Genomic DNA, 23,942 nt, shown 5'->3' on the forward strand with positions numbered 1-23,942 from the left:
GACTGCCAGTAAGTTTTTGTGGGGTTCTCTCAACATCATGTAAATTCAATTGAGTGATCCAAAAAAATAAAAATAAGTGCCGTTATGCTTAAAACTGCTGAACTTTACATAAAAATAGCTAAATCGTGCATAAAGAATATGCTAAAAAATCTGGATTATTCTTTAACCACTTCGATGATAACAATGACATATACATACCGAGACGAAACTTTGGCCATTCACGCTGGCTACACTCCTGAAGCAACAACAAAAGCGGTCGCTGTTCCAATTTATCAAACAACGTCTTATGCCTTTGATAATACACAGCACGGTGCTGATCTTTTCGACTTAAAAGTTCAAGGCAATATTTATACCCGTATTATGAACCCGACCACTGCTGTGCTTGAGCAACGCCTTGCTGCACTCGAAGGCGGCATTGGTGCTTTAGCTTTAGCCTCGGGAATGGCAGCAATTACTTATGCAATTCAGACGATTACCGAAGCTGGAGACAACATTGCTTCAGTCTCAACTTTATATGGCGGCACATATAATTTATTTGCCCACACTTTGCCAAAACAAGGGATTGAAGTTCGCTTTTTTGATTATCAAAAACCTGAAAGCTTGCGCAGCTTAATTGATGATAAAACTAAACTTGTTTTTGTTGAGTCGATTGGCAACCCGCTCGGAAATATCATCGATTTAGAAGAAATTTCAAAAATCGCACATGAATATGGAGTACCTGTCGTTGTCGACAACACTGTTGCTACTCCTGCTTTATTAAAACCATTTCAATATGGTGCCGATATCGTTATCCATTCGCTTACTAAATATATTGGTGGTCATGGCAATAGTATTGGCGGTGCGATTGTCGATAGCGGTAAATTCCCTTGGGGTAAATATCCCGAGCGTTTTAAAGTTTTGAATACCCCAGACCCAAGCTATCATGGGGTAAATTATGTTGAAGCATTAGGTGAAGCTGCTTATATCGCGCGTGCTCGTGTGGTGCCATTACGCAATACAGGCGCTGCAATTAGTCCCCTGAGCGTTTTCTTGATTTTACAAGGCTTAGAAACTCTAAACTTGCGGATGGAGCGTCATACTGAAAATGCTCAGAGAGTTGCCGAATATCTGCAAAATCATCCAAAAGTAAAATGGGTCAATTACGCAGGTTTAAAAGACCATCCACAACATCAACTTGCTCAAAAATATGTCAAAGGTAAACCTTCTGCAATTTTATCTTTTGGTGTTCAAGATGGTCGTGAAGGCGGTACTCGTTTCATTGATGCACTACAGTTATTTACCCGTCTTGTGAACATTGGTGATGCTAAAAGTCTGGCGTGCCATCCAGCAACGACCACCCACCGCCAACTGAATGAACAAGAACTCAAAGCCGCTGGTGTAAGTGAAGATATGGTTCGTCTTTCTATTGGTATTGAGCATATTGATGACCTAATTGCCGATTTAGAACAAGCACTTTCATCTGTATAAATTTTAGACTATTGAATAAGCCTCTGGAATATAGAGGCTTTTTTATTTGCAATTGATTTAACGCTTAACAATAATTAATGGATTAGGGTAATAATTTAGAGTTTTTACTCTAAATAAATTGTTTAATTTCATATATTTACATACTAGACAATTTTTAAACATCTATTAAGATAGGGCAATATTTAGGAGTTCATCAGGATGAACCAACGGTTGTAAAAATAAAAATTACATACCGGAATAAATAGCCCCTGCCCCTACTTAGGTAAAATGCTGTGAATAAAAAATTAGAAGCTCTGTTCCAGGAAAAGGTACAAGGTAAAGTCATTTTAGTGACAGGCGCCTCAAGTGGAATCGGTTTAACGATTTCTAACAAACTTGCTGACGCTGGCGCGCATGTTTTACTGGTTGCCCGTACTCAAGAAACTTTAGAAGAAGTCAAAGCAGACATTGAAAGCCGTGGTGGTCAGGCATCAATTTTCCCATGCGATCTTAATGACATGGATATGATTGATCAGGTTTCTAAAGATATTTTAGCTTCTGTTGACCATATTGATATTTTAATTAATAACGCAGGTCGCTCTATTCGTCGTGCTGTACATGAGTCGTATGACCGTTTCCATGACTTTGAACGTACCATGCAATTGAACTACTTTGGCGCTGTACGAATGGTTCTTAATATTTTGCCTCATATGATTCAACGTAAAGATGGGCAAATTATTAATATTAGCTCGATTGGTGTATTAGCCAATGCAACACGCTTCTCGGCGTATGTTGCCTCTAAAGCTGCCCTTGATGCATTTAGCCGCTGCCTTTCTGCCGAAGTTCATGCACATAAAATTGCGATCACTTCAATTTACATGCCGTTAGTGCGTACCCCAATGATCGCACCAACCAAAATTTATAAATACGTACCGACCCTTTCACCAGATCAAGCAGCTGACTTAATTGCTTATGCGATTGTGAAACGACCAAAACGTATTGCAACGAACTTAGGCCGTTTGGCTTCTATGACATATTCCGTAGCGCCAGGCATCAACAACATGTTTATGTCGATTGGCTTCCGTCTATTCCCAAGTTCGGATGCAGCGAAAGGCCAAAAAACTGAGAAATTGAACTGGGCACAAAAAGCTTATGCACGCATTTTCCCTGGTGAACATTGGTAATTCGACAGATTAAGTTGAGTTAAAAATAAAAAAGCGCTTCTTAAGAAGCGCTTTTTTATTTAGGCTCGTCTACGCATCTAAAAATTCAACATGTCCTGTTTTAACATCGTAAATCGCACCAACAATTGCAATTTCACCACGGTCTAGTAAGTCTTTAAGTACTGTGCTGTTATTAATAATGTATTGGATGTTGTAATGAACATTCATCGCCGTCACCTGATTAATAAATGTTTTATTTAATTCACGTGGCTGCATAATGCTATATACGCTTTCTACCGAATGCATGAGTGGTCCAAGCACATATTGAATATGCGGCATCTCTTTAACATCCGAAACTTGTTTTTGCTGTAAGCGTAATTGACATGCACTAGTCACTGCACCACAGTCGGTATGTCCTAAAACCAAAATAACTTTAGAACCTTTAGCCTGACAGGCAAACTCAAGTGAACCTAGTACTTTTTGACCTGCAATATTCCCCGCAATTCTTAAACTAAATAGATCACCAATACCTACATCAAAAAGCATTTCAGTCGGTGCACGCGAGTCCATACATCCCAAAACAGCCGCAATCGGATGTTGGCCCTCATCTGCGGTGACACGAATTTGACGGTAAATATCACGTTGTAAACGTTCATTTTTTACAAAACGTTCATTTCCTTCTTTCAATAAAGTCACAACTTGCTGTGGACTTAATTTACGCTGTAAATCTCTAGTACTAATGTAGATATCCAGAACTGCATCATCTACCTCTTCATAGTGCTGCTTAAACCCAATAAGCTTAAGATCAACCTGACGCTTAACTGCCGTTTCATTTTGATATTCTTGAATGACCTGATAGATATCTGGATCAATCGAGTCACATTGAGTAGCATCAATAATCAACTGCTGATCTTTATGAACATGTTCCAATGCAGAAATAAGCGCTGAGCGGTTAAGAAAAGTTACTTGTGATGGAAGCTCAATGCGGGTCACGATTCCGTGCAAATGCTTTTCTTTATAAACACGAACGCCTTTATTGAAGTTGCCATATAAAATAAATGCACTACTGGTAAATAGCCCCACCAAAATTCCGGTTAATAAGTCTGTCAGCAAGATTGCAACGAGGGTGATAATAAACGGTAGAAACTGTTTCCAGCCCTTTTGGTAAAGCTGTTTAAATAGCTTTGGATGTGTCAGTTTAAAACCAGTCACAATCAAAATCGCTGCGAGAGCAGACAACGGAATCATGTTCATGAGTTGAACAAAAAACAGAACCGCTAACAGCAATAATAAGCCATGAATAATCGTTGAACACTTACTTTTCGCACCCGTATTTGCATTTACGGAACTACGCACAATAACCGAGGTAACTGGCATTCCACCAATGAGACCAGAAAAAATATTACCCACCCCTTGTGCCCATAATTCACGATTAGGTGGAGATGAACGTTTTTGAGGATCAAGTTTATCGGCTGCTTCTAGGTTTAGTAATGTCTCTAACGAAGCCACAATCGCAAGCGTAATTGCTCCCGTATAAATTAATGGTTCGGCCAAATAGCTAAAATCGGGAAAAACCAGAACCTCTTGCGGCGCTTGCAATATATTTGGCAGTTGAATCAAATTACTGTTTTGCACTGCCCAAGGTGAACCAATATTCATTAAGACAAAATTTAAAACCGCTGCAAGCACCACAGCAATTAAAGCTGAAGGTAAAGCTAACTTCTTAAGCGGACTACTATCCCAAGCTAAAATTAAAAATAAACTCAGTAACCCAATAAATGCAGCTCCCGCATCAAAATGCTGAAAAAAAGCATCAGGTGTACTTGTCCAGATTTTTTGCCATGAAAAGTCTGTCAACCCAAATAAATAAGGTAATTGCGTCACAATAAGAATAGCACCAATTGCAGCCAATAATCCTAAAATGACATTATTTGGAATAAAGTTGGCAAAGAAACCTAACTTAAATATTCCAAACAAAATTTGTAAAATTCCTGCAAATACAATACACAATAAAAAAGCGGCATAATTGCCGCCTAATTGGTCTAACTGTACAAGGATGACCGCAGTCAATCCTGCTGCTGGCCCCGAAACACTGATGTGGGAACCACTCAGCAGGCCAACAATAATTCCACCCACAATCCCGGCAATAATGCCAGAAATGATTGGAGCACCTGAGGCTAAGGCAATACCCAAACACAAGGGTAAGGCCACCAGAAATACGACAACTCCCGAGAGGAGATCGTTTAAATGAAATCTATTTTTCAGTTCTAAAGCCGGCATAAAAACAACCATTTATAATATAAAAAAATAATCAATTTTTAATGTAACTGCCTGAAAGTGAGGAACTTACTTCAAGGCTTTATTGATATTGTCTGACAACTAAAAATGGTTAAAGTTGAGTTATGCTATAACGTTGTAGAGTTGATTGTAGATTTAACACCGTTTTTGTTGATCTTAAGATTCACCTCATCTTTACCACTGCGATTTCTGATGAACTGAATTGAATGATTCCTTAAACATCCTCTTTAAAACAATAAAAAAAACCTCCCATTTGGGAGGTTTTTTTAGGTCTACTCAAGGCTCTTATTTAGAACCTTTAATTCCTGCTTGTAGTAACAAGGCACCAAAACCACCAATTTTTTGCTCTTGTGGTTTTTCTTGTTTGCTACGTTGTGGACGTTCAACCTGATCTTTACGTGGCTGTTGTGGACGCTTACCTTGTGGCTTACGTTCAGAACGTTGTTCGTTATTTTGCTCACGACGAGGTGGACGCTGTGCCTTAACAGGCGCCGAACCTTCCGCACGCATACTCAAGTTCACACGATTACGCTCAGCATCAACTTGCATAACACGTACTTGCACGATTTGACCTGGTTTAACCACTTTATGTGGATCAGAAACAAATTCATTCGCTAATTCAGAGATGTGAACTAAACCGTCTTGGTGTACGCCAATATCAACAAAGGCACCAAAATTCGTCACATTGGTCACAACACCTTCAAGCTGCATACCTTCTGTTAACTGACCAACTTCGGTAATGTCTTCACGGAATTTAGCAGTGCGGAACTCTGGACGCGGGTCACGGCCCGGTTTTTCAAGTTCAGCCAATACGTCTTGAACCGTTGGCAAACCGAATTTGTCATCGACAAACTCATCGGCTTTCACCTGACGAATGATTTCGGTATTACCAATAATGTCCTTAACAGTTGTCGCTTTTGCGGCAACAATTTTCTCGACAAGACCATAACTTTCAGGGTGAACAGCAGAAGCATCTAATGGCTCAGAACCATTTTGGATACGTAAGAAACCAGCCGCTTGTTCAAAAGTACGCTCACCTAAACGTGGCACGCTTTTCAAAGCTTGACGGTTATCAAAACGACCATGCTCTTTGCGATATTCAACGATTTGCTGAGCAATTGCTTTGTTCAAACCTGCGATATAAGCCAAGATTGCTGGTGAAGCAGTATTTACATCTACACCTACAGCATTCACACAGTCTTCTACCACTGCATCGAGTGTTTTGGCCAAACCAGTTTGATTTACGTCGTGTTGATATTGACCTACACCAATTGATTTCGGGTCAATCTTCACAAGTTCAGCAAGTGGGTCTTGTAAGCGACGAGCAATAGACACTGCACCACGAATTGAAACATCAAGCTCTGGAAGTTCTGCCGATGCCAGTTCACTTGCAGAATAAACAGATGCACCTGCTTCACTTACAGTCACACGTGTTAATTTAAGGTCTGTGTTTGCAGCCATCATTTCAGCAACTACAGCTTCTGTTTCACGGCTCGCAGTACCATTACCAATCGCAATGAGCTCTACATTGTATTCACGGCATAAACGAGCTAACTCAGCAATCGAGCCTTCTTTATCTTCTTTAGGCGCAAATGGATAAATCGTGCTATGTGCAAGTACGTCACCTGCATCGCTTACTACAGCCAGTTTCACACCAGTACGAATACCAGGGTCAACACCTAAAGTCGTACGGCTACCCGCTGGTGCCGATAGCAATAAATGACGAAGGTTTTCAGCAAATACCTGCATTGCTTCCGCTTCAGCAGTAAGACGTTTTTCTGTAAGTAATGAATGTTCGATTTGAGGACGAACTTTACCTAACCAGAATAATTTTGCAGTCTGTTTTAAAAAGTCTTGACGCGTTTGTGGCTGAACCTGTTCAAGGTTATATTCAGTTTCAATACGTGCCAATGGTGCATCATCTTCACCATCCACTTTTAAACCAAGTACGTTTTCTTGACGACCACGTAACATAGCCAATAGACGATGTGACGGTAGTTTATTTAGGCCTTCAGAAAATTCAAAATAATCACGGAACTTTTTGCCTACTTCTTTCTTTTCTTCAGATGCAACTGCACTTTTTAATACTGCTGTTTTAGCAAAAGTTGCTTTTAATTCTGTAGTAAGCGCAATGTTTTGTGCCCAATCATCAATCAGAATATGCTGGATCGCATCTAATTGACTTTCAACATCTGGATAGTCTTCATGGCTAAAACCAGCCAATGCTTCTGTCGGGTCAACTTGTTCTGTAATAATTTTTTCGGCGATCGGTCCTAGACCTGCTTCTTTTGCTTTAAAAGACTTACTTGTACGCTTAGGACGGTACGGTGCATAAATTTCTTCTAAAGCATTTTTTGTTTCGGCTGCATTCACACGCGCCAACAAGTCATCACTCAATTTATTCTGTTCTTGCAATGACTGAATAACCTTTTCACGGCGCTCATATAAATCACGTAAATACGCTAAACGAGTATCTAATTGGCGTAACTGCGTATCATCTAAACCTTGTGTTACTTCTTTACGGTAACGGGCAATGAATGGAACACTGGCACCTTCATCAATTAAGCGGATGGCAGCTTCTACTTGGTTTGGACGTACGGCAAGCTCACTTGCCAACTGCTGAACTAAGTCAGTCATCGTGTTTGATCCCACAAGGATAAAGTTTAAAAGCAATGATTATAAAGACCAAGCCCATAAAATCCACACTTGTTTGCGTATTCAAAACGTTTTTTTGTATTGACTATGAATTTTTCACATTCTTATCTTCAAAAAAAGCGCTTATTCAGGCTTTCAAGCCAACTTTTTAATGCTTTAAAAAAGTAAATTAAGGGTGCTTTTTACCCTTAGAACAAAATTTTTAATATAAATTACGAGAAAATGAACATATTGATACATTGCTACAGCGTATAAAAACTTAATTTTGTTTATCTTTATACATAAATAACGGTGACATAAAAGCTACGAAGCTTATCAATATCCACAGAAAATGGATAAAAAAAATAGCTGTTATTTTTTAAATAATTTATTTGAAACAATTGTTTATTAAAATTTAAGCAATAAGAATTATGTTAATGACTAAATGTTTGGTTTTTTATTTGAGGCTTTGCTAAATTATGGACATAAGATGTTGTTTTTTGGTTTCAAGCCCCTACGAAAATTGTAATTTTGAGCAAATTGATACATAGTCTTAACAAGAACATCAGCATTATACTGAGGGCTTGCTGGCAATAAGCCTCAGCGACCCAATAATATATAAATTATGACTTTAAAAGGGAGTACATCATGAGTTTAGTTGTACCTGCTGAACATCCTGAAACCGTACATAACGAAACGGATCGTGTCGAACGCATTTTAGTGGTCGATGACGATGTGCGTTTACGTACCCTCTTGCAACGTTTTTTAGAAGATAAAGGTTTTGTTGTAAAAACTGCCCATGATGCTTCACAAATGGATCGTTTATTACAACGTGAGTTATTTTCACTTATCGTTCTCGACTTTATGTTACCCGTTGAAGATGGTTTAAGTATCTGTCGTCGCTTGCGTCAGTCAAACATTGATACTCCTATTATCATGTTAACTGCACGTGGAAGTGACTCTGACCGTATTGCAGGCCTCGAAGCTGGTGCAGATGACTACTTACCAAAACCATTTAACCCAAATGAGCTTTTAGCACGTATTCGCGCAGTATTACGCCGTCAAGTGCGCGAGGTTCCGGGTGCGCCAAGTCAACAAGTTGAAGTGGTCAGCTTTGGTCCGTGGTCTTTAGATTTATCTACCCGTACGCTTACTCGTGAAGGACAAATCGTTACCTTAACGACTGGTGAATTTGCGGTATTAAAAGCATTAGTACAACATCCACGTGAACCGTTAACACGCGACAAGCTCATGAATTTGGCTCGTGGCCGTGAATGGGGTGCAATGGAACGTTCGATTGATGTTCAGGTGTCTCGTTTACGCCGTTTAATTGAAGACAACCCAGCACGTGCACGCTACATCCAGACTGTATGGGGTGTAGGTTATGTGTTTGTTCCAGACGGTGCTGAATAAGCTTGAGATAAAATAGAGTGAGTTTAGAGCCAATTCCACCACAAACCTTTACCGATTATGTTACGTATTCAGAACGTAAACGGACGAGATGGGAACGTTTTCTCGACAAGATTAAGCCACGATCTGCGGCCATGCGTACCACTATTTTGGTACTGCTGGTGGTATTCTTCAGCCTATTTATGTCATTGTGGTTTTTTTGGCGAACTCTCTATTTACCTGAAATCCAACAACATGCCCGTTATCTGGCCGTTGAACTAGAGCTGGTCAATAACCCTAGCATACGTATTTTCCATGGCGATAATGAAGTTGACGTCGATGCATGGTTACGTAATCGGGTTGGCATTGAATATGTAACCGATCCTAAAGAATATCCAAGTGTCCGCGATAAAGTTATTGCTGAGATTTTTACCAATCAGGTCGAGCAAAAATTAGCCAACGAGATTGGTGCCAAGGATGTTACGGTTTACTTCCAGTTTAAACCTAGCCCACGTATCTGGATTCAAACTCCTGAAATGCATGGGAACTGGGTGCGCGAACCTTTAAAAACCTATGCGAACTATAGTCCCGAGCTATTAATTGGCTGGATTGTAGGTGTTCCATTGGTGTCGGCTATCATTATTTTAATTTTAGTCAGACAAATGAACCGTCCTTTGCGACGTTTGCAAAATGCTGCCAATGAATATAGTAAGTCAGGAACAGCACCTTATTTAGATACCAACCACGGCCCTCTCGAAATTAGACAAGTCAACCAAGCCTTTAACCGCATGGTCTATACGCTCGATCAAACTGAGCGTGAACGACGGATTATGTTAGCTGGTATTTCCCATGATTTGAGAACCCCTCTCACACGTATTCGTTTAACTGCAGAAATGCTGCCAGATGAGTTTTTACGTGAAGGTCTGGTCTATGACGTAGATGATATGGATGCAATTTTGAATCAGTTCATCTCGTATATGCGTGATGGTTCAGATGAAGAACTGAAAGACACCAATATCAATATGTTATTGCAAGAATTGATCGTGCAGTTTAAACCACTTGATATTCATTTCGAGATGCAAGATGTTCCCATTATTCCTGCACGCAGTCTCTCTTTAAAACGCCTCATTGCCAACCTCATTAATAACGCAAAACGTTATGGTGCCGAGCCAATTGAGCTCAGTGCAAAAGTTGAAAATGAACATATTTTGATTACGGTTGCTGACAACGGTGAAGGTATTCCGGAAGATCAAATAGAAGAATTAATGCAGCCTTTTGTAAGAGGCAACTCTGCTAGAACCATTCAAGGTAGTGGTTTGGGCCTTGCAATTGTTAAACGTATTGTCGACATTCATGAAGGTGAAATCCAGATTCACAACCGTGAACAAGGCGGTTTAGAGGTTATTATTTCACTACCTATTCCAAAACCAGCAACTCCAGAAAACACCTCACCCAATCCTTTGGAAAAAATTAAACAAACTTTAAGCGAGCGCTTTTAATTTGATCAATCGACTATTTAAAGCGCCATTTTAAATTTAAAAAAAGACTTTTTAAATCAATATAATAAAAACCATAAAAATAATTTATACCCACATTTATTTAAAAAATTAGACCTTAGCCTAACACCTATGCACTTTTCATTTTTTCATAGCTAAAATCCCGTATGTTTTGACAATATTGAGGATGTCCAATGTCTTTAAGTCGTATTCGCCTAGCTTCTCTTCATGACAAGGTCATCAGTGCTGAACAAGCTGCGCAATTCATCGAAAATGGAATGACCGTTGGTATGAGTGGTTTTACTCGTGCCGGTGAAGCTAAAGCCGTTCCACAAGCACTTGTAGAGCACGCAAAGAAAAATCCGTTAAAAATCACATTAATTACGGGTGCTAGCTTAGGTAATGACTTAGACAAACAACTCACGGAAGCAGGTGTTTTATCTCGTCGCATGCCATTTCAGGTAGACAACACTTTACGCCGCGCAATTAACAACGGCGAAGTCATGTTTATTGACCAACACTTGTCAGAAACTGTTGAGCAAATGCGTAACCAACAACTTAAACGTCCAGACGTTGCAGTTATTGAAGCGATTGCGATTACTGAAGATGGCGGCATTATTCCAACAACTTCAGTTGGTAACTCTGCAAGCTTTGCTATTTTTGCAGAAAAAGTAATTGTTGAAATTAATACTTCATTAAGCGAAAGCTTTGAAGGTTTGCATGACATTTATATTCCGACTTATCGTCCAACACGTACTCCAATTCCATTAACAAAAGTGGATGAGCGCATTGGTACAACTGCAATTCAAATCGATCCTGCAAAAATCGTTGGTATTGTATTTAATGATACGCATGACTCTCCATCAACAGTAACGCCTCCAGATGACGAGACTCAAGGCATTGCAAACCACCTAATTGCTTTCTTTAACAAAGAAGTTGCTGAAGGCCGTTTACCGAAAAATCTTGGTCCTTTACAAGCAGGGATTGGTTCTATTGCCAATGCTGTATTAACAGGTTTAAAAGATTCTGATTTTGAAGACCTCATCATGTACTCAGAAGTACTACAAGACTGTACTTTTGAACTCATTGATGCAGGCAAAATGAAATTTGCTTCTGGTAGCTCAATTACACTTTCAGCTAAATGTGGCGAAAAAGTTTTTGGCAATATCGACGCTTACAAAGACAAATTAGTACTTCGTCCACAAGAAATTTCTAACCACCCTGAATTAGTTCGTCGTTTAGGCATTATCGGCATTAACACTGCGCTTGAGTTTGATATTTACGGTAACGTGAACTCAACTCACGTGTGCGGTACTAAAATGATGAATGGTATTGGTGGTTCAGGTGACTTCGCTCGTAACGCGCACTTGGCAATCTTTGTGACCAAATCAATTGCTAAAGGCGGCGACATCTCTTCTATCGTGCCAATGGTAAGCCACGTTGACCACAGTGAACATGACGTTGATATTTTAGTGACAGAGCAAGGTCTAGCAGACTTACGTGGTTTAGCACCTCGTGAACGCGCTCGCGCTATTATCGACAACTGTGTACACCCACTTTACCGTGATGCATTGAATGACTATTTTGATCGTGCATGTGCTAAAGGTGGACATACTCCTCACTTACTTCGTGAAGCATTGTCTTGGCATGCAAACTTCGAAGAAACAGGTCAAATGCTTCAAGCAGCACCAGTTGCAAAATCAGCTTAAATCACTAATTTCATCCAAGCACTCCTAAGGGGGTGCTTTTTTATTTGTTTAAATTATTGATAAAACACTGCTCAAGCCCGAATTTTTATTTTATCTTTTCAACACATCAAAACAAAAAGTAGAAATCCATATGTTTATTATTCGTCAATTTACAAATGCAGATCTGGATGATGTGGTTATTTTATGGGAAAGCTGTGGCCTAACTCGTCCTTGGAATAATCCTGAAACCGATATTTTCAGGAAACTCTCACAGCAAGATGATTTGTTTTTAGTTGCCATTAAAGACGAGCAACTCATTGGCACGCTTATGGGCGGCTATGACGGCCATAGAGGCTGGATTAATTATTTAGCTGTTCATCCCCACCAACAACGCTTAGGCATCGCTACAGCGCTTGTTCAGCAGCTTGAAAAGCGTCTTATGGCACGTGGCTGCCCAAAGCTTCAATTATTGGTACGTAAAGATAATTTGAATGTACTGAACTTTTACGAACAGCTCGGCTATGAAGAAGTAGAAACTGTGTGTTTAGGCAAAAGGCTCATTCGTGATAACTCACCCGACTAGAGCGCTATTTTTTAAGCTTTAACTTATTTTAGGAAAGATCATTTGAGTTTGGGGATAAGTTACTCTGCTTGTGGATAAATCTCATTTTACCCACAAGTGGTGAAATTATTTATTTAGATAAAACATACGCATGAAAAAAGCCCCATACAAAATGTATGGGGCTTTTTCGAATATGGTGGCGAGACCCAGGATCGAACTGGGGACACACGGATTTTCAATCCGTTGCTCTACCTACTGAGCTATCACGCCGATGGCCTGTATTAAGCCGTATCTCAGAACAATAGTCAACAATTATCCTGAGTTTCTGATTTAAATGAGTATTTTTTATACTTAAAAAAAATCCCTGATGGGATCAGGGATTGAAAACACAAATAATGGTGGCGAGACCCAGGATCGAACTGGGGACACACGGATTTTCAATCCGTTGCTCTACCTACTGAGCTATCACGCCGAAGTGGGCGTATTAAACAATGTTTATAAGAAGACGTCAAGCAACTTCCGTATTTTTTGTAACAAGTGATTATTTTTAAATCATAGCCACAACTAGAACAGCGTTTTAGCTATGTAATTTACCAATATGAGCTAAACAACGATGAATTGCGCCGCAACCTGGTTCAAAAATTTTAACGCCTTTTGACTCTTCTATACGACAAGCTTCTTCTACCAAGCGCTCTGCTACCCCGCGGCCACGGTTAGCCGGATGTACAACAATGTATTCAAGTACCTTGCTTTCACCTTGTCCTGAACACCAGATTGCACCTATAATTTTGGTGTTAAATTCGGCAGTATATAGCGTGGTATACTGCTGTAAATCTTGTTCAAGTTGTTCAATCGCATCGTGCCCGTCACCAAACTCCGGACTTGTATCATACAGTCGCTCAAGCTGATCGCGGATCTCTGAATTATCTAGAGAACTATAAGCATGTACGGTAATAGGCATTGATTAACCCTCCTGAGCAAACTATGATGCTGTCACGAATTCGTCACAGCGAAATTGTCGTTAACATCCAATCATTTTTGACGTTTTTTTGAGGAACGTGTCCATGACGCAACGTATCAGTGAAGTGGTTAGAAATACCAATGAAACCAAAATTCGAGTTCGTTTAAATCTCGATGGTACTGGTCAAGGCACACTAAACACCGGAGTTCCATTTTTAGACCATATGATTGATCAAATCAAGCGACATGGCTTATTTGATATCGATATTCATTGTGATGGAGACCTCGAGATTGACGATCATCATACCGTAGAAGACTGTGGTATCACGCTTGGACAAGCTTTTGCACAAGCATTAGGCGATAAAAAAGGTTTAAAACGCTATGGTCATTTTTATGCACCATTAGACGAAGCTTTATCTCGTGTCGTTGTAGATTTATCTGGCCGTCCGGGTTTATTTATGGATATTCCATTTACCCGTGCACGCATCGGTACATTTGATGTAGATCTATTTTCCGAGTTTTTCCAAGGTTTCGTAAACCATGCGCTTATGACCTTACACATCGATAACTTGAAGGGCAAAAATAGCCACCATCAAATCGAAAGTGTATTTAAAGCGCTCGCTCGTGCTTTACGTATGGCATGTGAAGTTGATCCACGTGCAGAAAACACGATTGCATCGACAAAAGGTAGCCTCTAATGACACGTATTGCGTTGCTTGATTATGGCATGGGCAATTTACACTCAGCTGCTAAAGCACTTGAGCATGTAGGCGCTACAGTTGATGTAACCAATGACCCAAAATTAATTGCACAAGCCGACAAAATTGTTTTCCCAGGTGTTGGGGCAATGCGTGACTGTATACAAGGCATGCGTGAAGCAGGTATTGATGAAGTCGTACGCAAAGCTGCTTTTAATAAACCTGTGCTTGCGATTTGTGTAGGCATGCAAGCATTGCTACAAAGCTCTGAAGAAAATGGCGGTGTAGACGCATTAGGCATTTTTGACGGCGTAGTAAAACACTTCCCTCAAATGGAAGGTTTGAAAGTGCCGCACATGGGTTGGAACCAAGTTCACCAAATGGACCCAAGTCATCCAATGTGGAACAACATTGAACAAGATGCTCGCTTCTACTTTGTACACAGCTACTATGTTGAACCTAAAGATGAAAAACTTGTGGCTGCAACATGCGAATATGGCGTGAACTTCTGCACAGCAATTCACAAAGATAATTTATTTGCGACTCAATTCCACCCAGAGAAAAGTCATACTGCTGGTTTGCAGTTACTTAAAAACTTTGTGGAATGGAATATTTAATTTAGCGAAAGCTTTAAACAGATCAGGTCGAGATGGCCTGATCTTTTTTTTTATTTATAATAATAAGCAATCATTTATAGAATGATATTTTATTCAACAAAATATTGAATATTTATACTTTTAAATAAAACCAAATGATCAGGATAAACACAATGAATTCACCTTTTGAAAATCAGCCTATTCAGCAGGATTCACCTTTTAAGGCAAATGGTCGTTTCGGACGACTCTCTTATGCTGCTTGGACATTCTTATTTACGTTAGTCCTTCTTATCGCCATGCTGCTTATTGCTTTTACTTTTGGATTTACACAAAATGAGGGTATTCCAGGCTTTACTGCGCCGGGTATAATTTCTTTTGTCATTATTTATATTGTCGGCCTTTATATCAGCTTCGTTTTTGCCATTCGCCGTTTGCATGACCGTAATAATACAGGATGGTTATCTTTACTCATGCTCGTACCATTCGTAAATATTGGCTTTGCCATTTATTTATTCTGTGCAAAAGGTACTGAAGGTACCAATGATTATGGCCCAAAACGCCCAACTCTTGGTTGGGAGCGTGTTCTAGGCTGGATCTATATTGTGATTATTCCACTCGCATTTATTTTCGGAGTTATTATTGCAATGATGGTTCCGAGTTATCAAAGTTATATCGAAAAAAGTGAAAGTATTGAAATTGGCACACCTTCTCAGTCTCAATAATTTTTAAAGACAGTCATAAAGCCTAGTCCTCTAGGCTTTATTCATATATAAAGTGGATAGCTCAATTTATTTGTACGCTGTTCAATATGTCCGAAGCCCCCTCCCTCCTTGATAAAGCCTCTATTCAGCAACTTCCACCTTTTAAAAATCTTAACCACCAGAATATTGTGGTGATTGAAAATATTGCGCAATGCAAAAGTATTGAAAAAGAATTAAAAGCCGCTGCAATTTTAGGGTTTGATTCAGAGTCTAAACCGACTTTTCGGGTGGGTGAAGTCTCGACAGGTCCGCATTTAATTCAGCTTGCCACAGAGCACAAAGCCTATTTATTTCATGTAAATTCATCGACTTTAAAGTTTTTACAGCCTATTTTGTCAAATCAAAAACAAATTAAAGTTGGTTTTGGCCTTAAAAATGATAAACATATTTTTCATAAGAAAGGCATAGAGCTTGAAAGCTGCATTGACCTTGCCAAAGGTTTTAGTCACTTTGGCTATAAACAGCAAATGGGCGTACAAAAAGCAGTAGCACTGTTGTTTGGGCAGTATCTTGCGAAGTCGAAAAAAGTTGGAACATCAAATTGGGCACAGAAGCCACTTAGCTCACAGCAAATCAGCTATGCCGCCGCCGATGCTTATGCTGCCTTACTGGTGTTTTTAGAGCTTAGAAAACAAAACCTATTACCGGCTCACATTTCACAAACGATTCAAACCGCACTTCAAGCGTAAAGTTATAAAAGTCTTTTCTAAGGCTTAGCGATTGATCAATACTTTGCTAAGATGTGCACAATTTCATAAACATGATGAAGCAAGGAGCGAAAGCATGCTAATCATTCCAGCAATTGACCTGAAAGATGGTAAATGTGTGCGTTTAAAACAAGGGCGTATGGAAGACGATACCGTTTTCTCTGACGACCCAGTTGCAACTGCCCAGCATTGGGTAAATGAAGGCGCACGTCGTTTGCATTTGGTTGATTTGAATGGTGCTTTCGCAGGTACTCCTATTCATAAACCTGTTGTTGAGGCGATTGCTAAAGCTCAGCCAGAATTGCCAATTCAAATTGGTGGTGGTATTCGCTCATTAGAAACGATTGAACACTACTTAGAAGCTGGCGTGACTTTTGTCATTATTGGTACAAAAGCAGTTCAAGAGCCAGAATTCGTAGAAGAAGCGTGTAAACGCTTTGCTGGTCACATCATTGTTGGTATTGATGCCATGAATGGTATGGTGGCAACTGACGGCTGGGCAAATGTTACTGATGTTAAAGCAACTGACTTAGCAAAACGCTTTGCAGATGCTGGCGTATCTAGCATTGTTTATACAGACATTGCTCGTGACGGCATGATGCAAGGTGTAAACGTTGAGCAAACTGTAAACTTGGCGCAATACTCAGGTTTACCAGTCATTGCTTCAGGTGGTGTAACTAACCTTGATGATGTTCGTAACTTAAAAGGCAAGCCAGGCATTTTAGGTGCAATCACAGGCCGCGCAATTTATGAAGGTACTCTAAACCTTCGTGAAGCTCAGCTTTTGTTAGATGAAAACCGTCTTTAATTTTTAAGATGTAAAAAAGAGCCTGTTTTGGCTCTTTTTTTATATTTAATTTATTAACTTTTCTAAATCAATGACCTCATCTGCAATATCCATTGCATAGGGTGAATGCGTAATCATAATTACGGATGGAACAACTTTCTGAATATATCCAAGTATATTTTTTGCAGTACCTACATCCAAAGCTGCAGTTGGTTCATCTAAGATCATAAGTTGAGGGCGAGCTAAAAGACCTCGAAGGATACAAATCCTTTGCTTTTCTCCTCCTGAAAAATTTTTATAAATTTCAGTTAGATCATCATCGAGTGTTAATTGATGTTTTTTCAGAATATGTAATAAATTAAACTGCTCAAGCATCTCGAGTAAGTAAGGATCTTCATATATATGTTGAGAGTTATAGACCAAATTCTCTCTTAAAGAATAAGGAAAAATAATAGGTTGCTGGGCAACATAAACCACTTCATCAAAAATATGCTTAGAAAAATTATGACTAATATCGACATTTTTATACAAAAGCTGGCCTGACTGAATCTGATATACCCCCATTAAATAATTCATCAGAGAAGTTTTACCTAGCCCTGTTTGGCCAATCACGACATACGTTTTATTAGCCAAGATTGTTAAATTAAAATGATCTACTGCCCTTTTTCCTAATAAAAATTTAGCATCTATAAATTGGAATAGGACTTCGGAATGTTGAATGGTAGATGACGTATATTGTTCTTTCTTGAGATTAAAGTACTGTCGATATTTTGCTAAGGCCACAAAGTTTCCATTTAAACGCATAAGACTCTGCGAAACAGCTAAAAATGGATTAGTGAGCTGAATGATATAAGTACTTATCAATACAAAAGCACCAGGTGTTAATTGCTTTTCTGTTGAAAGAAATACAGTAAACAACATAAAAATAAGTAAGAATAAAAAGATCATGAACAACTGAGAAATCATCAATAGACCTATTTTCTTATTCCTATCTTTTGCCGTTTTGATATATAAATTTAGAGTGTCATTAAATTTTGATAACTGAAATGGCACTGCATTTTTTACTTTAATTTCATAAGAGTTAGATATTTGATGTATTAAATGACTATTCACTAAATTGTCTTTTTCATACATGGCATCGAATAGTGAACTACTTCTTTTATTTATATGAAATGAAACGATAAAAATAACGATAGCTATTAATAAAAAGCTAATACTGAAAAGTAAACTAATGGTCGTAAACAAAACCGCAAAAATCATCACCAATTGGAAAATAATTGGTCCTAAATAAAAAATCAACGTTAAATTAATCTCACCAAAAGCAGTACTTCCTCTTTCAAGATCACTCATTACTGTTCCAGCTTCAATTTGATCTTGTGCATCTTTTTTAAGATTTAAATAATTTTTTAAGCCTGCAGAAATTAATGCTCCTTTGAAATCAACCATCAAATAAGCCCCAAAAATATTTTGCATCCAATGGCATAACTCATTCACCAACCATGCAGTCGCGTAGGCAAGTACTATTAGATATAAAAAATTAAATGGAAGTTGAATATTGAGCAAAAACTTATATTCATGTGCAGAATAATCGATAATAATTTTTAGCAAATATGGCAATAAAGTCGTAAAAAAAGCTGAAAATACCACTAATAAAAACATGAGAAACATACTACTTTTTTGTTTCTTATAATTTTCTTTAGAAATATTCCATATAAATTTATAATTCTGAATATCTTGCGAACTTAATAAAAATTTCATTTCTCTATCTTTTTTCTATCAAAAACAGGCTAAAAATAATTTCATCACACAAGAAATATCATAACTTGTCTTATTTATTGTTCTTCATGTTTTTTGTTTAAAATTAAACTTTCAACTTTTTAAATAAGAGAAATTCGCTATGTAAAATTTAATAGCTCATATAATTTTAAAAAGTAAAGTTAATACACCACATTACGAATAAATTTAAGCACTTGATTACCACTATTGATATAGGTGTAAGTCACTGAACTGGCATATATAAAGGAAGAACCAGCAGTAATAGTTTTTGAGCTATCTGCAAATTGGATGGTTAACTCACCTTCTAATACATAAATAAGCTCTTGCCATCCTTCAGGGTCAGCTTCAGCAACATAAGATTCCCCTACTGCCAACGACCACGTCCAAAGCTCAACTTGGCTATGGGATGGAACCGAAGCGAGTAAAGTTGCTTTGCTTTCTTCCTTTTCGCCTTGCCAAGCAAGTGCATTGACCAAAGCTTGTTCTTTATGCTCAGGTGCACTCACAATCGTTCTAAAGTCTACCCCCAACACAGCCGCAATCGCATCGAGTTTAGCCAAGCTTATATTGACCTGCCCTGTTTCTAAAGCAGCAATGGTTCGTCTACTCACCCCTGCCTGATCAGCCAAGTCCTGTTGGCTTAAACCACGCTCATCTCTTAATGAACGGATATTTGTGCCCACATGTTGTAAAACGGTACTCGACTGGCTCATAAAATAGGATAGTAAAGAAAATATGAGCAATATATTGCACAAAACAGAAGAATATCGCAATATGTGCAGTATATTGCACAATTTCTAATGATTTGAGTATGTCTCCAATTTCAATGAGTTCAAGTAAAGCCCCACAGTTAGCACTCGTTTTGATTACGATGATTTGGGGTGGAACATTTCTTACAGTGCAATATGCACTGCACTTTTCTTCGCCTATGTTTTTTGTGGGTTGTCGCTTTGCCGTGGCGGCTTTAACCTTATTACTTGTTTCATTAAAAAGTATGAAGGGTATTACTTTAAAAGATTTAGGTGCTGGTATCGCAATTGGCTTAGTTATTGTAGGAGGCTATGGAACTCAAACAGTTGGCCTGCAAACCATTCCGAGCAGTGAGTCTGCCTTTCTAACCTCACTTTATGTGCCGCTTGTTCCTATTTTAATGTGGCTCATATTTAGAAAAGTTCCACACATGATGACTTGGGTTGGAGCCACTCTTGCTTTTGTTGGTCTTGTTTTATTGACAGGTAATGGTTTCGAGAAAATTTCATTAAGTTTTGGACAGCTTGTAACAGTACTTGGATCATTGGCGATTGCCTTAGAAATTATTTTTATTAGTTACTTTGCTGGAAAAGTAAATTTACGTCGCGTCACCGTCATTCAACTCGCCGTAGCCTCTTTGGTTTCTTTTGCCATTATGCCTGTGGTGGGTGAACATACAATTCCAGCATTTTCATGGCTGCTTGCACTCCTTGCTGTTGCATTAGGTTTAGCCAGTGCGCTGATACAATTTGTGATGAACTGGGCTCAACGCATGGTTGACCCTTCGCGTGCTGCCATTATCTATGCAGGAGAACCTGTTTGGGCAGGAATTATCGGTCGAATCGCGGGCGAGCGTTTACCAGTGATTGCCCTTTTAGGTGGAGCATTGGTAGTTTTAGGGGTTTTAGTCAGCGAGTTAAAACTTAAGTTGCCTATTAAAAAAACTAAACGAATTCGAGAATAAAAAAGAGAGCTTAACGCTCTCTTTTTTATATGTATTATTTCTTCTTCAATAATATACAGGGCTCGTAGTACTCAACCGTCGGCATTGGATCATAAAAGGGATGAAGCAATTTCTTCCATTCCTGATAAGCCTCAGCCTTTCTAAATCCTTCGGTATGATGCTCAATCTCATCCCAAAAGATCATTAAAATATAACGATGAGAATCTGTTGCATGCTTAATCAGCTGGAGACCATTAAAGCCTTCCATTGGATAGACAATATGTTTAGCCCGTTCGAATGCCTCAAGGAATTTATCACTTTGCCCAGACTTTATACTCAAATGCACATGTTCAATAATCATGATTTATTGATACATCGGGCGGTTATCATTTAATGCAACCAAACCACGAATTGCACGATATACAATCCAGATCCATGCTGCTGTAATCACACCCACACAGAATACGGTCGATGAGATGGCAACGCCTGCAAATAGATCCGTATTTTCACCCGTAAAGAACAAGAAAATAAACGGCAAAAACGCAATAATATTCCACGCCAGATACCACCAGAATGTTCTGATTTGCCATGTAAAGTGGCTCGCAAAAATTGTCCCTTGTACATCGGAACGTTTTACGTAGTTAATAATGAGAGCAATCACCGCAAGTAAGCCACCTGTAAAAATGGCAACAATATAAAGTACATATAAAATAAGCGTTAAAGTACGATTTGAATCTTGGTCGATAGAACTATTCATTTTTATACCTCTCAAGTTATTAATAAAACAATTTACTTTTATAAGCCCCGCAAGACATTTAAGGGAGAAATTAGCCACAAAATCAAAAGTAAATGAAAGAATATGGTACAAAAATAAATCTTACGGAATGGTTGTTTTTGTGTTTTATGTCTCAATTTTTGTTGTGCCCACCAAGCAGCAGGCCAACCTCCCAAAAAGCTGACAATATGTAAGGTCTGCTCAGGAACACGGCGATTACCTAATTGTGCAGCTTCTTTGTCTTGTGAATAAAGCCAGTAACTTAAGGCATTCATCATCAAGACGAACAACAGCGTATAGGCAGGTAAGACATGGATAAAACTCATAATGCCCATTAAAACAAAATAAAATACGACCCCCATTTGCATGGCAGACCATGGTTTTGCTTGAAATGAAGATTCTGTTTTGACTGACTTTAAAGCTTTACGAGTTTGAGATGCCTTTAAATAGATAACCTGCTGAGCACGAAAGCGTCCTCGCTCATCTAAAATGACCAAATACTCCAGTGCACAGCCAATAATTGGCCGAGGTCCAGGGCGTGCAAAATCTTTGATATGCAAAAAGACTCGCTCTTTTTCAGCATCATCCGGCTGAATAAAGCCATAACCTTTTTCGTCGAACCATTCGACTAATCGCCCCTGATCTCGCATCTCTATTCCTTTTATGCTTTTACATGACTTAAACGGTCTTGCATCATTGCTCGCATTTCTTGCGGGTCTTTTTGCAAAATATCGTCGCCTGTACGTCCTTCTTCTTTATTTTTTTGAGCAACTTGCAAACGCATTGACCAAAAACGGCACGCTGCCATTGCTAAGAATACATCTAAACATTCAAGTTCATCGGAAGTAAGTGTACGAACTTTTTGGTATGCCGCTAAGTAAGCTGCTACTTTCTCTGAGTTTAAATGTGCTTGTGGATATTCGGTACAGAAATCATTGATAGTAATCGCAATATCAAATAGTAGTTCGTCTTGATTTAGCTCATAAAAATCTAAAATACCTTGTAGTTGCTCACCTTCGAACAACGTATTGTCGCGGAACAAATCTGAATGAATAAAACCTGTTGGTCGATTTGAATATTGTGCTGTTTTAGCATTAAAAGCTTGATAGACCTGTTCAAGTAAAGCTTGGTCTTCTTGAGTCATATTTGGCTTAAGCTGCTCTGCAACACCTGTCCAGTATTGATGATCACGTCGATATTCACGCTCAAGCGGAAAATCTTGTAAAGCCACGTGCAACTTTGCCTGTGCATCTGCAATGGCTGCAACCTGTGCTACTGTCGTTTGCATGGGATGGTGCCCCATGAGACGTGGTGCAATCTGTGCAGGTTTGTCTGCAATAACGTGAACTGCTTGTCCGCTGTGTTTTAATGGCACAGCAACGGGTACATCATGTGTCCCTAATTGTTCAAGAACAGGAATAAGTTCACCTGCCCCTTGTGCATCTAACTCTTCAAACACGGTAAGTACATATTGTTTACGGTTTACATCTACCAAAAAATAATTGGTGTTTTGAATACCTCCCTGAATTGGGTTCAGCTCCAACACCTCTAATCCATAAGGTGCAGCAAAGGCGCGAACTTCATCTAAACTCAAAGGGGTATAAACCGACATGGAAAACCTGCAAAAAACATCTGTGAAGTTTGATAGAATACCCGTTCCCTCCATGAAGGTGTAGCGCCTGTGTAGGAACTTTCACCAACGGCGATTATTTTTGGAAAAAGCTATGCTTGCTAAACGTATTATTCCTTGCCTAGACGTTGATAACGGACGCGTAGTTAAAGGCGTTCAATTCCTCGATATTCGTGATGCTGGCGACCCTGTTGAAGTGGCACGTCGCTATAACGAACAAGGTGCAGACGAAATTACTTTTTTAGACATCACCGCTACACATCATGGACGCGACACCACTTATCGTACTGTTGAACGTATGGCCGAGACTGTATTTGTGCCATTAACTGTTGGTGGTGGTGTACGTAAAGTTGAAGATATTCGCTCGTTATTAAATGCTGGTGCAGATAAAGTGAGTATTAACTCAGCTGCCGTATTTAACCCTGAATTTGTTCAAGAAGCTTCTCAGCACTTTGGCGCACAATGCATTGTGGTTGCAATCGATGCCAAAAAAACTGGCGACAACAAATGGGAAATCTTTACTCACGGTGGCCGTAAACCAACGGGTATTGATGCGATTGAGTGGGCGGTAAAAATGGCTGACTACGGTGCGGGTGAGTTACTCATTACCAGTATGGATGCCGACGGTACGAAAGCGGGTTACGATATTGCTTTAATGCGTGCTATTAATGACCGCGTTACCATTCCAACGATTGCCTCAGGTGGTGTAGGTAACTTACAACACCTTGCAGACGGTATTTTACAAGGCGGTGCCGATGCAGTATTGGCAGCAAGTATTTTCCACTTTGGCCAATATACTATTCCAGAAGCTAAACAATACTTAGCTGATCAAGGCATCGAAATGCGCTTGTGAGTTTATTTATAATTAAAGGGGCAATATGCC

The 23,942-nt window shown here is 39.1% G+C and carries 23 protein-coding genes and 2 tRNA genes; 14 read left to right on the top strand and 11 right to left on the bottom strand.

Translation table 11 applies throughout. From position 1 onward, the window contains the following. Positions 1-183 precede the first annotated feature (183 nt). Both ABLB96_RS01270 and ABLB96_RS01275 read left to right on the top strand, forming a co-directional pair. The gene (locus ABLB96_RS01270) at positions 184-1,467 is read left to right on the top strand and encodes an aminotransferase class V-fold PLP-dependent enzyme (protein ID WP_348895833.1); all 1,284 of its coding nucleotides are present in this window, start codon (positions 184-186) and stop codon (positions 1,465-1,467) included. A 272-nt stretch (positions 1,468-1,739) separates the two neighbouring features. Then, positions 1,740-2,630, top strand: a complete 891-nt coding sequence (locus ABLB96_RS01275) for an SDR family NAD(P)-dependent oxidoreductase (protein ID WP_348895834.1) — start codon at positions 1,740-1,742, stop codon at positions 2,628-2,630. 69 nt (positions 2,631-2,699) lie between these two features. Here the strand turns inward: ABLB96_RS01275 and ABLB96_RS01280 are convergent, their stop codons facing one another. Further along, a complete protein-coding gene (locus tag ABLB96_RS01280; protein WP_348895835.1) occupies positions 2,700-4,889 on the bottom strand; it encodes a SulP family inorganic anion transporter in 2,190 nt (729 codons plus the stop codon). 303 nt (positions 4,890-5,192) lie between these two features. Beyond that, positions 5,193-7,544, bottom strand: coding sequence for a Tex family protein (locus tag ABLB96_RS01285; RefSeq protein WP_348895836.1), 2,352 nt, complete (start codon positions 7,542-7,544; stop codon positions 5,193-5,195). Between the two features lie 645 nt (positions 7,545-8,189). Here ABLB96_RS01285 and ompR point away from each other — a divergent pair. The 5 genes from ompR to ABLB96_RS01310 all read left to right on the top strand — a co-directional run bounded on the left by ompR (position 8,190) and on the right by ABLB96_RS01310 (position 12,697). Next, positions 8,190-8,954: a two-component system response regulator OmpR gene (ompR, locus tag ABLB96_RS01290; RefSeq protein ID WP_000060753.1), complete on the top strand. Its 765-nt coding sequence runs from the start codon at positions 8,190-8,192 to the stop codon at positions 8,952-8,954. A 17-nt stretch (positions 8,955-8,971) separates the two neighbouring features. Next, positions 8,972-10,429, top strand: a complete 1,458-nt coding sequence (locus ABLB96_RS01295) for an ATP-binding protein (RefSeq protein WP_348895837.1) — start codon at positions 8,972-8,974, stop codon at positions 10,427-10,429. 27 nt (positions 10,430-10,456) lie between these two features. Then, positions 10,457-10,585, top strand: coding sequence for a hypothetical protein (locus tag ABLB96_RS01300; RefSeq protein WP_348895868.1), 129 nt, complete (start codon positions 10,457-10,459; stop codon positions 10,583-10,585). Between the two features lie 35 nt (positions 10,586-10,620). After that, on the top strand, positions 10,621-12,135 hold the full coding sequence (locus tag ABLB96_RS01305) for an acetyl-CoA hydrolase/transferase family protein (RefSeq protein WP_348895838.1): 1,515 nt from the start codon (positions 10,621-10,623) through the stop codon (positions 12,133-12,135). Positions 12,136-12,265: 130 nt separating this feature from the next. After that, positions 12,266-12,697 (top strand): GNAT family acetyltransferase, encoded by a 432-nt coding sequence (locus ABLB96_RS01310; protein ID WP_348895840.1) that lies wholly within the window; start codon positions 12,266-12,268, stop codon positions 12,695-12,697. Between the two features lie 173 nt (positions 12,698-12,870). Here the strand turns inward: ABLB96_RS01310 and ABLB96_RS01315 are convergent. From ABLB96_RS01315 to ABLB96_RS01325, 3 genes are all read right to left on the bottom strand, one after another. Then, positions 12,871-12,946 (bottom strand) — tRNA-Phe (locus ABLB96_RS01315). A gap of 126 nt (positions 12,947-13,072) precedes the next feature. Beyond that, a tRNA-Phe gene (locus ABLB96_RS01320) sits at positions 13,073-13,148 on the bottom strand. Positions 13,149-13,253: 105 nt separating this feature from the next. Beyond that, on the bottom strand, positions 13,254-13,637 hold the full coding sequence (locus ABLB96_RS01325) for a GNAT family N-acetyltransferase (protein ID WP_002052206.1): 384 nt from the start codon (positions 13,635-13,637) through the stop codon (positions 13,254-13,256). Positions 13,638-13,740: 103 nt separating this feature from the next. Between ABLB96_RS01325 and hisB the strand changes: the two genes are divergently transcribed. From hisB to hisA, 5 genes are all read left to right on the top strand, one after another. Beyond that, positions 13,741-14,334 carry an imidazoleglycerol-phosphate dehydratase HisB gene (hisB, locus tag ABLB96_RS01330; RefSeq protein ID WP_002116767.1) on the top strand — a complete coding sequence of 198 codons (594 nt, stop codon included), beginning with the start codon at positions 13,741-13,743 and terminating at the stop codon, positions 14,332-14,334. Further along, positions 14,334-14,951: an imidazole glycerol phosphate synthase subunit HisH gene (hisH, locus tag ABLB96_RS01335; protein WP_348895841.1), complete on the top strand. Its 618-nt coding sequence runs from the start codon at positions 14,334-14,336 to the stop codon at positions 14,949-14,951. Before hisB ends, hisH begins: the two co-directional genes overlap by 1 nt. A gap of 152 nt (positions 14,952-15,103) precedes the next feature. Then, on the top strand, positions 15,104-15,652 hold the full coding sequence (locus tag ABLB96_RS01340) for a DUF805 domain-containing protein (protein WP_348895842.1): 549 nt from the start codon (positions 15,104-15,106) through the stop codon (positions 15,650-15,652). An 86-nt stretch (positions 15,653-15,738) separates the two neighbouring features. Then, on the top strand, positions 15,739-16,380 hold the full coding sequence (locus tag ABLB96_RS01345) for a 3'-5' exonuclease (RefSeq protein ID WP_348895843.1): 642 nt from the start codon (positions 15,739-15,741) through the stop codon (positions 16,378-16,380). Positions 16,381-16,474: 94 nt separating this feature from the next. Continuing rightward, positions 16,475-17,206 (top strand): 1-(5-phosphoribosyl)-5-[(5-phosphoribosylamino)methylideneamino]imidazole-4-carboxamide isomerase, encoded by a 732-nt coding sequence (hisA, locus tag ABLB96_RS01350; protein WP_002052186.1) that lies wholly within the window; start codon positions 16,475-16,477, stop codon positions 17,204-17,206. A 45-nt stretch (positions 17,207-17,251) separates the two neighbouring features. Here the strand turns inward: hisA and ABLB96_RS01355 are convergent, their stop codons facing one another. Beyond that, positions 17,252-18,943, bottom strand: coding sequence for an ABC transporter ATP-binding protein (locus tag ABLB96_RS01355; protein WP_348895844.1), 1,692 nt, complete (start codon positions 18,941-18,943; stop codon positions 17,252-17,254). 179 nt (positions 18,944-19,122) lie between these two features. Continuing rightward, positions 19,123-19,674, bottom strand: coding sequence for an XRE family transcriptional regulator (locus ABLB96_RS01360; protein WP_348895845.1), 552 nt, complete (start codon positions 19,672-19,674; stop codon positions 19,123-19,125). A 98-nt stretch (positions 19,675-19,772) separates the two neighbouring features. Here ABLB96_RS01360 and ABLB96_RS01365 point away from each other — a divergent pair, with 98 nt between their 5' ends. Further along, complete coding sequence (locus ABLB96_RS01365; RefSeq protein WP_348895846.1) at positions 19,773-20,675, top strand: DMT family transporter; 903 nt, start codon at positions 19,773-19,775, stop codon at positions 20,673-20,675. 34 nt (positions 20,676-20,709) lie between these two features. Here ABLB96_RS01365 and ABLB96_RS01370 read toward each other — a convergent pair whose 3' ends face one another. Genes ABLB96_RS01370 through ABLB96_RS01385 form a run of 4 tightly spaced genes read right to left on the bottom strand, consistent with a single transcriptional unit; the run spans position 20,710 to position 23,041 of the window. Further along, positions 20,710-21,015 carry an antibiotic biosynthesis monooxygenase gene (locus tag ABLB96_RS01370; protein ID WP_348895847.1) on the bottom strand — a complete coding sequence of 102 codons (306 nt, stop codon included), beginning with the start codon at positions 21,013-21,015 and terminating at the stop codon, positions 20,710-20,712. Positions 21,016-21,018: 3 nt separating this feature from the next. Further along, a complete protein-coding gene (locus ABLB96_RS01375) occupies positions 21,019-21,411 on the bottom strand; it encodes a hypothetical protein (protein ID WP_348895848.1) in 393 nt (130 codons plus the stop codon). Between the two features lie 38 nt (positions 21,412-21,449). Continuing rightward, on the bottom strand, positions 21,450-22,079 hold the full coding sequence (locus ABLB96_RS01380; protein WP_348895849.1) for a DUF1294 domain-containing protein: 630 nt from the start codon (positions 22,077-22,079) through the stop codon (positions 21,450-21,452). A gap of 11 nt (positions 22,080-22,090) precedes the next feature. Beyond that, complete coding sequence (locus ABLB96_RS01385) at positions 22,091-23,041, bottom strand: homoserine kinase (protein WP_348895850.1); 951 nt, start codon at positions 23,039-23,041, stop codon at positions 22,091-22,093. A gap of 112 nt (positions 23,042-23,153) precedes the next feature. Here ABLB96_RS01385 and hisF point away from each other — a divergent pair, with 112 nt between their 5' ends. After that, complete coding sequence (gene hisF, locus ABLB96_RS01390; RefSeq protein WP_348895851.1) at positions 23,154-23,912, top strand: imidazole glycerol phosphate synthase subunit HisF; 759 nt, start codon at positions 23,154-23,156, stop codon at positions 23,910-23,912. Positions 23,913-23,942 lie beyond the last annotated feature (30 nt).

Origin of the sequence: Acinetobacter sp. XH1741 (genome assembly GCF_041021895.1) — a bacterium.
Classification (GTDB): domain Bacteria; phylum Pseudomonadota; class Gammaproteobacteria; order Pseudomonadales; family Moraxellaceae; genus Acinetobacter.